The sequence below is a fragment of the Streptomyces cinerochromogenes genome (assembly GCF_014648635.1).
Lineage (GTDB): Bacteria > Actinomycetota > Actinomycetes > Streptomycetales > Streptomycetaceae > Streptomyces > Streptomyces cinerochromogenes.
This window is the reverse complement of sequence record NZ_BMRM01000041.1, coordinates 1-12,528: the sequence shown is the minus strand read 5'-3', so window position 1 is coordinate 12,528 and position 12,528 is coordinate 1. Positions and strand designations below refer to the sequence as shown.

Sequence of the window (12,528 nt, the reverse complement as noted above, 5' to 3'; positions counted from 1 at the left end):
CGGAAGGGCGGTTCCGGGGCTCGAAGGTGGTCGAAACGAGTGCTGTCCGGGACGCGCGTTTCGGGGTGATTTGACGTTGCGGTGCTGACTCCCGTGCTGGTTTGGTGCTGACTAAAAGCCCACGTCATCACCCGTGCTCATCCCTCCCGTGCTGACTTGGTGCTGACTACGCTCCGTTGAACTCGGACATCTTGGGGCCGATCGGCTCAGGGCCGTTGCGTGGCAGGCGACCTGAACGAGAGGCCGACCCGGCTTTGCCGCGACAGATCGAGACCTTCGCGCACGCCTTGGACAAGCCGAGTATCCTCCGCCTCGCTCCACACCCGACCGTGCCTGGACCTGGGCTTCTGCTCCTGCACGCCTTCCCCCACCGATGTCGTCCGCTGTGCAGGCAGTATGCCCGCCGGCACTGACAGGTACGGGGGGCGTAGGCATCACGGAGGCCGCACATCGCGAAGACCTGGAGCATCGGGGCCGACAGGCAAGTGATCCGCAGTGAGCCCTCGTGTGGAGGTGGCTGCCCCTTGCGCTCCGGGCGGGTCGGCCGTTCGTGGCCAGCGGGCAACGGTTCGTCTTGATCAGGTCTAAGTCCGGCATCAGCTGAGCAACAGGCGCCCGAGTCCGGCCCGACGCCGTGGAGAGTTGCCGCCGTGAGCGACCCCCTCCTTCATTACCTCGTCCGCGCCGTCGAGCTGCTCGGCGTCGTCGGCTTCGCGACGACCCTCCTGGCCTGGAAGCTGGCCAACGTCTCCCGTGAGCGGCAGGCCCGGCAGGACGAACTGACCGCGTTGGAGAAGCAGGCTGACGCCGTGATCGTCGCCGTCGCCGACCTACGCGCGGTCGCCAGCATGAACCGCCTGCTGTGGGAGCGGCCCCTCGAACGCCTCACCGCCGTGGGCCTGGCAGCGATCACGTTCCACGCCGGTCGGGCCGGTGCGCGGATCATGGGGGGCACCGAGTGGCTGAGCCAGACAGTAGGCATGGGAGCGGCCGCACAGCTCATCGCCCGCGAGGTGCATGCCAACAAGGCCGCTGTGGCTGCCGTGCGCGAACCGATGAAGCACGTCACCGTGGCCCTTGCGCCGTTGGTCCGCCACCCGGATCAGCGGGTAGCGACGACGGCGGAGGAGTTGCTGGCAGCTACTTCCGCCATCCTCGATCATCCCCGGCTCGAGGCCGCGCTCGCTGCGTTCGGAGAAGCGGTCCGGGCAGCAGTGCAGCCGGTTCCGTCCGGTTGGAGGCGCCTGCTCAGGCATTCCCCTCAAGGCGGCCCTCGCTGACTCTGGTCGCCGCCGATCAGGTGCGGGTTGTCGATCAGGGCCTCGTAGTCGGCTTCGGCGACGTCCTCGCACGGCCGCCGGCAGTTGCGGCAGTAGACCTCCAGGGCGTCCACGCGGGTGCCCGCGATGTGCCTTGAGTGGCGGGGCCGCAGCCGACGGGGGCGCGTCCAGCGGTGTATCGAACAGATCGGCAAAGAGCTGCAGCTCAAGTTGGTCGCGTACAACCGCGGTTCCCACGTACGGCCTCCCAGGTACATCAGTGGCCCCCTGCGTCAACGCCTCGATGCCATATGGACGGAGTGGCAGCGTGAGGCGTTAAACCTGGGGCGCGGGGGAGGTCGGGAGAACGCAGGAACCCCCGCCGTCGAGCGGGGGTTCCTGGCCGTGCGGGCGCCGGTCAGCGGCGGGCTTGCCGGTGCCTGTTCCAGGCCTGCGCGGCGCGTTGCATAGGCATCGCCCAGGCGTCTTCGCTCTGCTCGGCGATCGAGTCCCAGAGGCGTTGCTGGACGCGGGCGAGGGCGTCGAGGCCTTCGGTCGGCGCGAGCTTCCATGCCGGGTGAGCAGCGGCGACGCTCTCCGCCTGCTCAGCGGTGTGGCCGAGGGCCATGAGCCAGAGCAGCCACAGTGCCGGGTCGATCCAGGCGGCTCCGAGGGAGGCCCATCCCCAGTCCACGAACAGGGCGCCGTGGCCGGTGATGAGGACGTTGTGCGGGTTCCACTCGGTGTGCAGCAGGCTGTTCCCGGCAAACCATGACAGGTCTGCCGGGTCGTCCACGTACGTCCGCAGGCGGTGCGGCATGGTCTTCAGCTCGAAGCCCGGGGCGGGGACGTCGGCGAGCCGGACCATGGTGGCCATGACGGTGGGCAGGTCGAGTGAGCCGGGCGTGTAGTCGGCATGGCCGCCGTCCACGTACTCGAAGCCCAGCAGGCTCCAGCCGTCCTCTTCGACGTGCCACAGCAGCTGTGGGGCGATGCCGCGGACGATCGGGCTGATCTGCGCTTCCCGCTTCTGGGTCCACACCCGCGGATGATCGAGAGGCAGGCCCTTGACGAACAGCGTGCGCTCGGCGGTGCGGACCCGGGCGGCGACGGAGCTGTTCAGGCCCGCGTTGATGGCGCCGACGTCGACCACGGGGCCGCTGACCTTCTCGATCAGCCGCCGCACGGTGTCCGGAAGCTGGGTAAGGCGCTCGGTGGGCAATGGACTCTCCTGTTGCAGTCGGGGCGCCGGGGCCGCGCACGGGCGCGGCCCCGGCAGTCCGTTCTACTGGTAGGGGTTGTCGTCGTTGCAGCCGGGCACGGTGCCCGCGGTGAGCGAGTCGACGTCACCGACCAGCGTGGGCTCGTCCGGTTCCAGGACGACAGCCTCCGGCTGGCGCGTCAGCTCGACCATGACAGCGGTCATGGGGCTACCTCATTCCGTGGTGGCAGTAATTTTCGAGTGGTGCCTTCGCCTCCTGGAAGACTCTTGCCATCGGCCTGCATACCCGGCACGTGCCGGACAGCTTGCAGCCGCTGCATCCTCCGGTGCGAAGCATGAGGGTCTCGGCGATGCCGCCGAGTCGGGCCAGACCTTCCACGCCTTCAGCGATCAGGTCGATGTTCGGGTCGCGGCCGACCTTGCAGATCGACGCCCGGCCGAACGGATCGGCGTGGAAGAACGTCACGCCGGCCGGGCAGCCGGTGAACGGCTTCCGGTGGGTGAGGTACTCGGGCGACTGCTGCGGCAGGGGCTCAGCAGTGCCGTGGATCGTCGGCGAGATGTTCGCGTACTCGCGGAACCGCAAACCGAGACTGCGCGCCCACGCGCGCATCGCCTCCGCCTCGTGCGCGTTCTCGCGAACGATGATCAGACTGAGGTCGACGTTCAGCCCCGCGGCGACCGCACCCTGCAGGCCGGCCGCGAACCGCTCGAACGCGCCACGGTTGCGGGTGACGGCGTCGTACGTCTCAGCGGTTGCGCCGTACACGCTCAGCGTCAACTTCGTCGGCGGGTAGGTGCGCAGCAGGTTCAGGATGTGGTCCCTGTGCAGCCGGGACCCGTTCGAAAGGATCTCCACCTGCATGCCGAGCTTGTGCGCGAGCCGGTACGCCTCAGGGAAATCAGGGTCGATCAGTGGTTCCCCGCCGGTGATCTGCAGCCAGATCACGCCCGCGTCCCGCATGACGGCCAGGAGCTGGCGCTTGCCGTCCATGTCCAGGCCCTCGAAGCGCTTCTTGCCGAGGTAGCACATCGGGCAGTCGTAGTCACAGCCCAGGTTGATCTCCCACGTGGCCCGGCTGAACTCGTACGGCCCCGCCTCGCGCATCAGCAGGACATCACCGACCCGGCGGTCGGCCAGGTCCACGCTCCACTGCTCCCGAACCGGGTCGGTGAGCCACGAGGGCATCACCTCCGGCCCGGCTGCTAGAACGCGCAGTTCCTCGAACCGGGCCCGGGGCAGCTGCACGGCCTTGGCGCTGCCCGGCCGCAGGACCAGGCGTCGCTCGCCGAATGGTGTCGCAACGAGCTCATGCACGTTGTATTCCCTTCTCTTGAGACCCGGCGGCGAGCTACCACCAGGCGTTCGGGGTCGGCCAGGAGCTCAGGCACTGGACAGGCGATCAGGGCAGGGCTGTGAAGCCAGGAGTCTTGGGGGGCAAGGCGCCCGGGGCCCAAGCCGGCCCCTACTGGGCCCCGATGCGGATCGTTGCGCCGGCCTCCTGGAGCAGCGTTCGCACCAGTGACTTGGTCAGTCCGTGTCTCTCCGCCAGATCTGGGACGGCCAACCGGCTCCCCTCGTACTCACCCCTCAGGGAGGCCGCCAAACGGGCACGCTGCTCCCCAGTCGGGCGGAATACGGTCACGGGGTAGGTGCCAGGACGGCGGGAAGGCCGTGCACCGCCGCGCCCGCGGAAGGTCACACCAGCCTCATCCAGGAGGCGATGGAGGAAGCCGTATGACCTCCCTGTTTCCCGTATCAGGTCACGGATCGACGCTCCTGCCTCGTACCGCTTCCTCAGCTCCTTACCAAGAGCTGCCCGGTCTTCGCCGCCCACGCGTTCCCCGGGCTTGGGCCAGTCGGTGATCTCAGCTTCGACGCGCGAGGTCGTCTGCATGTCGCTGCTGTCCCCTACTTCGACGGCTCGGCTGCCGGGCGCATCTGCCGGTCGTACTCGGCGTGCGGACCAAGCCCCAGATCCTGTCGGCGCGCATCCAGTCGCTCCGGATGCTCGATCAGGTAGGGCTTGACCCCGCCGGCACCGTCGTCCTGGTACTGCGTGCCGTAGACCTGCGGCCGGGCCTCGGCCACCCTCACGCGGTCCGTGAGGTACGCGTAGTGAGTCACGGGCACCTGTCCAGCGAGCGCCGCGTGCGTGATCAGCTCCAGGGACCGCCGCTGAAACCATGGGTCGTGGTCGGCGTGTTGCGCGATCAGCCATGCCGCGTCCGCGCCCTCTTCGCCCACGAGGTCGACTCCCGGCCAGCCGTACTCACCGACGACCACCTTCAGCCAGGCGGTGTTGTCCCTGTCGATGGTCTGCACCATCAGCCCGTCCTCGTGCTCCGCGGACTTCGCGGCCCGCTGCCGGGCTTCCTGTTCAGCGGTTCTTCGCTTCAGCAGCTCGGCGGCGATGTCAGGCAACTGCACTGCTATTCCTTTCGAATAGGTGTCGTAGGTGGGTGGTCAGGGCCGGTTCTCTGGACAACCGCGACAGGGGGCACGGGCGTAGGTCGGCCATGGGCGGCGCGCTGATCGAACTTTCAGGCGGCCTTGTCGGTGGCGAGGCGATGCTCCGTGTCGAGGATCTCGTTGAACCTGCGGTCGGTGCGGCCCTCAGCCTCCGCCTCGCGGAAGCTGCCGAACCGCTCCCAGTAGGTGCGGAGGACGGGCAGTTCCATCACCGCGCGCGCTTGTACACGCAGGGTGCGCGGGGTCAGCAGTCCGACCCAGAACTCCGCGGACAGGAAGGCCAAGCTCCGGTTCGCGTGCACGAACTTCGCGTACTCCTCGGCGGGTACGTCCTCGGCCGTCCACGCTTCTCGCAGCTCGGGAACAGTGGCCGTGTCCTTGCAGAACGTCTGGTGCATTCTCGTGGCCTGGAGCACCAGCGCCCGGCGGCCCTGTCGCTCGGCCTGTACCAGACGTGCGACTCCGATCGCGGCAAGCGTGACGAGAGCGTGCGAGGTCTTCATCCAGGTGACCTTTCGTAGACAGTTCAGGTCCGCTGCCAGCCGCCTACAGGGGCGACTGGCACGGGGTGTGGAGCCCGTCCCTCACCAAAGCCCTGCATGTGTCTGGCGGGGACGGGAGTCGTGCACTCGCCTCAGCCCTCGGTGGGCAGGAAGGCGAGAAAAAGACGGTGGGCGAAGAGGTCCTCCAGCAGCGCCTCGTACTCGGCCCGGTCTGTGGTGATCGCCGGCCGGGCGATGGCGACGATGCCGTCCGCATAGCCCTGCTCGGCGTACCGACGCGCCGCTCGCCATCCACTGCGCCGCCCGATGGGCGGCGGCTGCCCGGCGTCGGCGAAAACCGTCGCGGTCAGACCCATGCCGGCTGCGATCACATACCTCTCGATCAGAGCGAGATCGGCTCGGCGCTCCTCAGCAGTGGACGCGAGAACGTACGGGGCGACCCGAACAACGCGCCCGCTGCGGACCACGGAGGTGGTGATCTCGGACATGTACTCGCGTCTCAGCGCTTCAAGGCCATCCGGGCGGGGCAAGGTGCTGCGTCTGTGAGGGCTCACGTCGCTGTCCCTTGAGTGAAGCCCCAGCCGCCACGCCCGTGGGGGACGGTGGACTGCGTGACGTGCCGGGGAGCCGGTACCGCGTGCGGAGAGAGAAGGAGGTGCTCACCGCACGCAGAGATCAGGAGATGGTGCTCAGCAACGAGCCGAGGACCGTCTCGCTCGGCACGGGGCCGGGGCGGAACTGGTCGAGGTACTGCCGCAGCGGCCCAGGGGGCACGAGTCGGTCACTGCGGCACCGCCTCAGCCAGTAGGGTCCGGGCTGCTCGGTCTGGCCCAGCGGCGGGAGTGCCAGCTGGTGAGGCGTGCCCAGGCACGTCGCGAACCGGTGCGGCGCTCGCGCCCACTGGTCACTCGTCCCCGGTGGCACGAGCCAGATCAGCCATCCGCGCTGCTGGTCCTCGATGACGGGACCGCAGGCGTCCGCAGCGTCGTTCAGGCCCCGTTGAGTCTCGTCCATCAGCCTGACCGCTCCGTACGCGGCGGGGCCGTTCGCGGTGACCACAGCGTCGAAGTAGTTTCCGCCCAGCGGAAGGGTGAGCTGCCGTCCCGCGGTCAGGTCCATCAGGCGTCGGATGCGGTCGGTCAGAGTTTCCATGTCCTCGGCCGGCACGCGTGGGGGTCCATCCCCCCGATATGCCCCACCGCCGAACTCGGCCGGCGGAGCGGAAGGCCGCACCTTGCCGATGCTGCCGCGCTGCGGCAGGACCGTCGTCATGCTGCCTCATCCCAGCAGCCGGAGACGACCGCCTGCACGGTCTTGCCCACCACGTCCCCGCCCTCCTGCAGCACGTACCAGTCCAGCTTCACGCCCTGGCGCTGCACGAGGCCCAAGCCGGACTCCGGCCCGCCGCGCACCGCGGCCTCGAAGCCGGGGAAGGTCGGCGCGGCATCGTCCACCTGGACGAGTAATTCGCCCGTCTCCGGAAGCACGATGAGCCGCAGAGACACACTTCCGTCGGAGAACGGCCGGCCGTGCCTGGCTCCGTTGTCAGCGAGTTCGCCGGCGACTCGTGCCGCGACATCGACGTCACCACCCCAGTGCGACACCGTCAGGCGCGAACGGGACCGAATCCGGGCCTCGCGACGAATCCCGTCGGTCGCCGGGAGCTGGAAGTTCCAGCGGTATGCATCGCCTGCCGGTGCCAAGAGGGTGAGAACCATCGGGCGGCTCGCCAAACCGGCCAAGGTCATTCGCTCAGACGGCGGTGCTTCGGCGTCTGTCAGGGCGTTGCACTGCTGCGTTCGCGGCTTCACGAGGGACTCCCAGTCGGATTGTGCTCGGTCATGCACTCTCAGCGAGGACCGGTAGGAGCCTGGCAGGACGGCACGGACGGCTCTACCCCCAAAGGCACCTCTGGTTGGGCCGCAGAATGGACGGACTTCCTCGGAACTTCCTCGGACTGTCCTCGGACTTTGTAAGTACCCTCTGAAAGGGGCCACTTGAGCGCGGCAGCGTTCTACCGTCAGGGCACTGACGTGCTAAGCGGATGGATGGGGAGGCGTCATGTTGTTCTTCCGCCAAGTCTGTGAGGCCCAGGGCATACAACACCCCGACAACTTCCTCTCGAAGTACCGGGAGGCGGCGGCACGGATGGGCCTTCAGAACGCGGACGAACCCGCCCCGAAAACCATCGAGGGATGGCTGTACGAGGGGCGGAAGCCGCAGAGGGTCTTCCGGCAAATCCTTGTCGAGATGCTCGGCTACAGCATCGATGCCCTGTGGTCTGAGGTGCCCGAGCGCGGCACGCCGCATCACACCCCTTTGGCCAGCGCGTCACCTACTGGACTCCGTGCCGAGGTCGGCATGGACCTGACCGAGATGAAAAGGACGGGTGTTATGGCTGTGCGACGCGCGAAAGAGTTCCTTCTGGGAGCAGACCGAGAGCGGGTAGGCGACGACACGCTCGGACTCCTCGATGACGAGGTGCAGCGACTGGTGACCACCTACCCGCGTCAGCCGCTGGCGGCGGTCTGGAACGACCTGCTGGAGACCCACGACCAGGTCTTCCGCCTCCTGGAGGGCGGCCGCGTGCGGCCTTCGCAGTTGCGTGACCTGTACGTCAAGGGAGCCATCCTGTCATTCCTCGTGGCCAAGGGCTTCAACGACATGGAGGAGCCCCACCAGGCCATGACCATGACCCGGGTCGCCGCGGCCTGCGCCCGCGATGCTGAACACCCGGGGCTCATCGCCCTCAGCGACGGCCTGAAGAGCCTGATCGCCTACTGGTCGGACAAGCCGGAGGACGCTCAGCACTACGCCAGCCAGGGTGCCGAGACCGCTGCCAACCTCCGCGGGACCGTCGGCCTGTGGCTGCTCGGACTCAAGGCCCGGGCCGCTGCCGTTCTCGGTGACGAGGAAACCGTACGGCTCGCCAACCGACAGGCGACCGACCGACGAGAGCAGGTCGTCCCCGACGACTTGGACGAACTGGGCGGGCTCTTCACCTACGCCCGGGAGAAGCAGCTCTACTACACCGTGGAGGCCGAAGCGCTGCTCGGCCATGGGCACGCCGACCTGATCGGCCAGGCGGAGGAGGCCGTCGCGGGCTTTAGCGACCCTAACTCCCCGACCTGGGCGTTCGGCGACCTCGCGGGCGCGCAGTGCGATCTGGCGTTGATCCGGCTGCACAGCGGAGACGTCGAAGGTACGGCCGCCGCGCTCCGGCCGGTTCTCGACCTGCCTTCTTCGCATCGCAACAACGGCATCGTGGTGTCGGCGATGCGGGTCCGAGGCGCGCTGATGAGCAGCCCCGCGCACGCGGCGGTCGCCGGCCGGGAGCTGAGAGCAGAGATCGAATCGTTCTCCACGACTCGGCCGGCGCTGCCTCGCGGGTAGGCTCCGGAGCCATGTACCCGATCAGTCGATCCAGCGCGCGCCTCAACCTCCGGGAGTTGGAAATTGAGGATGTGGACGCGGTGTTCGCCATCTACGGCAGCCCAGAAGCGACAGAGCATCTCAGCTTCGAAGCGCGTACCCGTGAGCAGGTCCGTCAGATCGTAGCCCGGTCGATCGCCGCCGTGAGCGAGACGCCGCGTACCGAATATGCGCTCGCTGTCACTGAACGGGACTCGGACGAGCTGATCGGATTCGGCCGCTTGGCCCTTGACCCCCACCAGCAGCGCGGAGCCACCATCGGCTTCGCGCTGCGTCCGAATGTGTGGGGCGCGGGGTACGGCGCAGAGACGGTGCGGCTGCTGCTTGGCGTTGGCTTCGAAGATCTCGGCCTCCACCGCATATGGGGCGCGCGTTCCCCGCTCAACGAGGCGTCGGCCAGGACCATGACGGCAGTGGGCATGGTCGAGGAGGGCACAATCCGCGAGCACGTGTTGAAGGCTGGGAAATGGCGGGACTCGGTGGTCCACGCCATCCTCGATCGCGAATGGCGCGCGGGAGGCCCGTGAGACGTTCACGTGCACGGGGCACACGCCTCTGTGCCTGATCAAGCATCGTCCAGCAGCCCCCGGAACAGCCGATGCCTTTCCCCAGTCGCTGACCTGTTACCTGCCCACCTTCACTCCGAACACTGCCGCGCGGCCCGCCGCTGAGCTGATCACCACCGTCCGCGCATCGCGCGCTCTGCTGGCTGCCGGTGACCGGCGCACCGCAACTGTTCAGACCTGGGATGCCGTGCGCAGAGCGTTCCGGCAGGGCTCAGACAACGCTCTGCCCGCGATCCAGCGCATTGAACGCAGTGCTGCCACGGCCGGCCTGCAGATGCGCGTATTGCTACACGACCTGCTCAGTGCGGACATCGACGACCCCGAGCAGTGGAGGGCCCTGATGGAGCGTTTGCGAGAGGTGCTGCCGCAGCTTGCCGACGCGCCGCCTGCTGCGCGCCGTCTCGACGACTTCCTCCGCTACATTCCCCTACTCGCACCGCATGCCGAAGCGGTGGGCAACGACACGGCACCGATGATGTCGGTGGCCACCTCCATCCAGCGAGCCAAGGGCGAGACGCACGCGGCCTCCCTCATCCTGGAGTGCCTCGACAGCCGCGGCCGCAAGTACGACGTCCACGAGACACTCGCGCTCGTGGCCCAGTCAAAGGATGTCGCCGATGCCCCAGTCACGGTGCGCAAAGCGGCTCAGCTGCTCTTCGTGGGGGCGACCCGCCCCACACATCTGCTGGGCTTCGCCGCGCACCGGAACCGCATCGAACCCCATCTCGGGGCACTACAGGCCCGCGGGTGGCTGGTGCGGTCCGTGTCCCACGAGCGGTGAGGGAACGAAGTCCCGTCGCGATTCGTTATCCAGCGTCCCGAAGGGCTTGGCCGCCACGAGAGCTTCGCCGAGGTCACCAGCGCGCTCGGTTGCGGGGCAGGCCTACTGTAAGCAGTCGAGGATCTGCCGAGGGCCTCACATCGGGCAGGAGGCGCAAGGTCCTCATGGGATGTGGAGCAGGAGAGTATCCGGCCTCGGGGGAGGAGATGGGCTCTCATGGCGGTTGTCGTGGACTTGAACCTTGCCGTAGCTGCCTGTCGAGACCCCTTCGTGCGGGCGGCTGCCACAGCACTGCGGGTTAGCCGGATTGTCCTGAAGCTGCTCCTCCCCGGACTGACGCATACCGGACCGTGCCGAGGCCGGTGGCGCGGCCAGTAGTTCAAGGGCGTCCTCTGGAGGCACTTGCTCCCTCAGGGGCTCTCCTCCTCGTCCTTCTTCGGCAGCACGCGCAGAGCCATCACGGTGCCTTCAGCGCCGAAGGAAACCGGACCCCACAGCGGGGCCGTGGTGCTGGTCGGGTAGGTGTCGCGTAGCTCGTAAGCCCGGTTCCGGTATGCCTCTACCTGTCCCTTGACCAGCAGGTCGTACAATTCCTCGGCCATCCCTGAGAACGCCTCGACACGGATCCGGTTGAGTCGGAACACTTGATCGGTTCCGACGTAGACCGTCGAGCCTATCTTGTGCCGCGCGTCCCGGACGCTGGACGAACCGGCGAAGGTCTGCTGCTTGTAGTGCTTGTGGCCCTGCTTGTCGGTCAGGTACTGGCCTATCTCCATGCCCGCTCCGGCGAACGCCAGCTGGCCTGCGGCTCCAGTGCGCGTGAGCAGCTGGCCATACCAGCCAAGCTCCTTGCGTGGGATGAGGAACCCGTCCTGGATCCGTTCTCTGTGGCCGTCGACAGGTACCTTCACCGCGCCGGCGTACGCGAGGTTCCGTTCCGACAGCACCGCGTCCGCACTCCCTCGCCCTGTGGCCGGCCTTGCGGGCAGCAGTCCTTCGCCCGGCGCCTGCAGAGCGTTGACGGTGATGCCGTCCAGCGCGAGTAGTTCGGTGGACATCAAGAGGCACGGCGTGGTGTTCCGCTCGGCGAGGTGGAAGTGCTCGGCGCGCTCGCTGCCCCTGGCCAGCTGCTTGAACGCTGAGCGGTCAGCCTTGGCGGTGCGCTTGGTGGCCTTCTGATGGTTGCCGTTGACCGTCACCACGAAGACGCGCGACGGCTCGCCTGGGCGCCATGCTTCGATGAAGAAGTCGGGTCGTGGCCGGGCGCCCAGGGACGGTCGCGGGCCTGAGCGCGCGAAGCCCGCCAGGAGTATGGCTTCCGCGTCCAGCGTGGAGACCATGTGGCCCGGAAAGCGGTTCCGGATGGCGCGTTCGGCGACGGCGAGTCCGAAGGCTCGGCCCAGTTCCCGTGCCTGCATGGCCCTGTAGGAGAGTTCGGGGCTTTGGCCTTCGTCGGTGAGGGCCATGTGGCCGCTGGGACCGGTAGCCATGGCCTGGCAGTACTTCAGTGCTTGCCAGTGTTCGGCCAGTCCTCTGCCGCGTCCCTGACGGGCGAGGGTGGTGGCTCGCGCGAAGACGCCCAGCAGGTCCCAGGGGGTGGCGACGAGATCCTGAGGATCGGCGCCTTGTAATGGTCCGAGTTCGGGTTTGCGAGGACTCGGTTCTTTCTCGTCCTGTTTCCGTGCGCGCTGTCGATCGATGGCCGCGGCCACCTTGTTCGTGTCCGCGACCAGAGCGGCGTTCGAATTTATGCGGACCGAGATCTGTGAGCTGAGCCGGTCGAGTATCTCTTCGGTAGATGCTGGCATGGCTCGGCACCGTACGAGCGCAGGTACGGGCGCACGCAAGTGCGCATGGGCGCTCGGCATTGCCTCAGGAGGGCGGGCGCGATCGCCGGTCCGCCTGGCAGGCCAGGAGGACAAAGTCACCGTGTCTTGAGGTACCTCGCCTGCTCAGTGATCGCATGGCGTTGTCCATCTTCGAGCGGTTGGCTCGTCCCTGTCGGCTCAGGCATTCGGTAACACTGAGTATCCATGTGCGGACGTCGTCGGGGGCAATGGAGCGCGCTGCGACGCAGGTCGGCCAGCGCGGAGTCAGCACGTCACGAACCCCGTGCTGGTTCCGTGCATGACTTTGAGGGCCGGAATCATAGAAAACCGCAGGTCCTAGCCCCGATCGAATGAGTTGTCGTACCACTCGATGGTGGTCCCGATGAGGCTGGCGGCGACGATGCGGGGGAGGCTGGCGGGGGGTGGGGGAGCGGTGGTTCCGGAGGCCATGTGCGCCACTTCC

13 protein-coding genes and 1 pseudogene are annotated in these 12,528 nt (G+C 67.7%); 4 read left to right on the top strand and 10 right to left on the bottom strand.

The annotated features are described in order from the left end of the window. Nucleotides 1-650: 650 nt before the first annotated feature. Complete coding sequence (locus IEZ20_RS39190) at nt 651-1,280, top strand: PLP-dependent aminotransferase family protein (protein ID WP_189307882.1); 630 nt, start codon at nt 651-653, stop codon at nt 1,278-1,280. Nucleotides 1,281-1,677: 397 nt separating this feature from the next. Here the strand turns inward: IEZ20_RS39190 and IEZ20_RS39185 are convergent, their stop codons facing one another. The 9 genes and pseudogenes from IEZ20_RS39185 to IEZ20_RS39150 all read right to left on the bottom strand — a co-directional run bounded on the left by IEZ20_RS39185 (nt 1,678) and on the right by IEZ20_RS39150 (nt 7,268). After that, complete coding sequence (locus IEZ20_RS39185) at nt 1,678-2,481, bottom strand: protein kinase family protein (protein ID WP_229896507.1); 804 nt, start codon at nt 2,479-2,481, stop codon at nt 1,678-1,680. Between the two features lie 63 nt (nt 2,482-2,544). Continuing rightward, nucleotides 2,545-2,685 (bottom strand): hypothetical protein, encoded by a 141-nt coding sequence (locus IEZ20_RS39180; RefSeq protein WP_189307880.1) that lies wholly within the window; start codon nt 2,683-2,685, stop codon nt 2,545-2,547. Between the two features lie 4 nt (nt 2,686-2,689). Then, complete coding sequence (locus tag IEZ20_RS39175; RefSeq protein ID WP_308434738.1) at nt 2,690-3,628, bottom strand: radical SAM protein; 939 nt, start codon at nt 3,626-3,628, stop codon at nt 2,690-2,692. Nucleotides 3,629-4,142: 514 nt separating this feature from the next. Next, nucleotides 4,143-4,379, bottom strand: a pseudogene (locus tag IEZ20_RS40545) (helix-turn-helix domain-containing protein); the annotation flags it as partial. A gap of 14 nt (nt 4,380-4,393) precedes the next feature. Continuing rightward, complete coding sequence (locus IEZ20_RS39170; RefSeq protein ID WP_229896506.1) at nt 4,394-4,912, bottom strand: DUF6624 domain-containing protein; 519 nt, start codon at nt 4,910-4,912, stop codon at nt 4,394-4,396. Between the two features lie 113 nt (nt 4,913-5,025). Continuing rightward, nucleotides 5,026-5,457, bottom strand: coding sequence for a DUF6082 family protein (locus IEZ20_RS39165; protein ID WP_189307876.1), 432 nt, complete (start codon nt 5,455-5,457; stop codon nt 5,026-5,028). A 131-nt stretch (nt 5,458-5,588) separates the two neighbouring features. Then, nucleotides 5,589-5,945, bottom strand: coding sequence for a hypothetical protein (locus tag IEZ20_RS39160; RefSeq protein ID WP_189307874.1), 357 nt, complete (start codon nt 5,943-5,945; stop codon nt 5,589-5,591). A gap of 187 nt (nt 5,946-6,132) precedes the next feature. Beyond that, on the bottom strand, nt 6,133-6,609 hold the full coding sequence (locus IEZ20_RS39155) for a hypothetical protein (protein ID WP_189307872.1): 477 nt from the start codon (nt 6,607-6,609) through the stop codon (nt 6,133-6,135). A 116-nt stretch (nt 6,610-6,725) separates the two neighbouring features. Continuing rightward, entirely contained in the window at nt 6,726-7,268 is a 543-nt protein-coding gene (locus tag IEZ20_RS39150) for an ATP-binding protein (RefSeq protein WP_189307870.1), read from the bottom strand. Nucleotides 7,269-7,518: 250 nt separating this feature from the next. Between IEZ20_RS39150 and IEZ20_RS39145 the strand changes: the two genes are divergently transcribed. The 3 genes from IEZ20_RS39145 to IEZ20_RS39135 all read left to right on the top strand — a co-directional run bounded on the left by IEZ20_RS39145 (nt 7,519) and on the right by IEZ20_RS39135 (nt 10,236). After that, nucleotides 7,519-8,850, top strand: coding sequence for a hypothetical protein (locus tag IEZ20_RS39145; protein WP_229896505.1), 1,332 nt, complete (start codon nt 7,519-7,521; stop codon nt 8,848-8,850). An 11-nt stretch (nt 8,851-8,861) separates the two neighbouring features. Continuing rightward, nucleotides 8,862-9,416 carry a GNAT family N-acetyltransferase gene (locus IEZ20_RS39140; protein WP_189307868.1) on the top strand — a complete coding sequence of 185 codons (555 nt, stop codon included), beginning with the start codon at nt 8,862-8,864 and terminating at the stop codon, nt 9,414-9,416. A gap of 226 nt (nt 9,417-9,642) precedes the next feature. Then, the gene (locus tag IEZ20_RS39135; protein WP_189307866.1) at nt 9,643-10,236 is read left to right on the top strand and encodes a hypothetical protein; all 594 of its coding nucleotides are present in this window, start codon (nt 9,643-9,645) and stop codon (nt 10,234-10,236) included. 410 nt (nt 10,237-10,646) lie between these two features. On the opposite strand, the gene IEZ20_RS39130 is transcribed toward IEZ20_RS39135, so the two are convergent. After that, nucleotides 10,647-12,044 (bottom strand): hypothetical protein, encoded by a 1,398-nt coding sequence (locus IEZ20_RS39130; RefSeq protein ID WP_189307864.1) that lies wholly within the window; start codon nt 12,042-12,044, stop codon nt 10,647-10,649. Between the last annotated feature and the right edge of the window lie 484 nt (nt 12,045-12,528).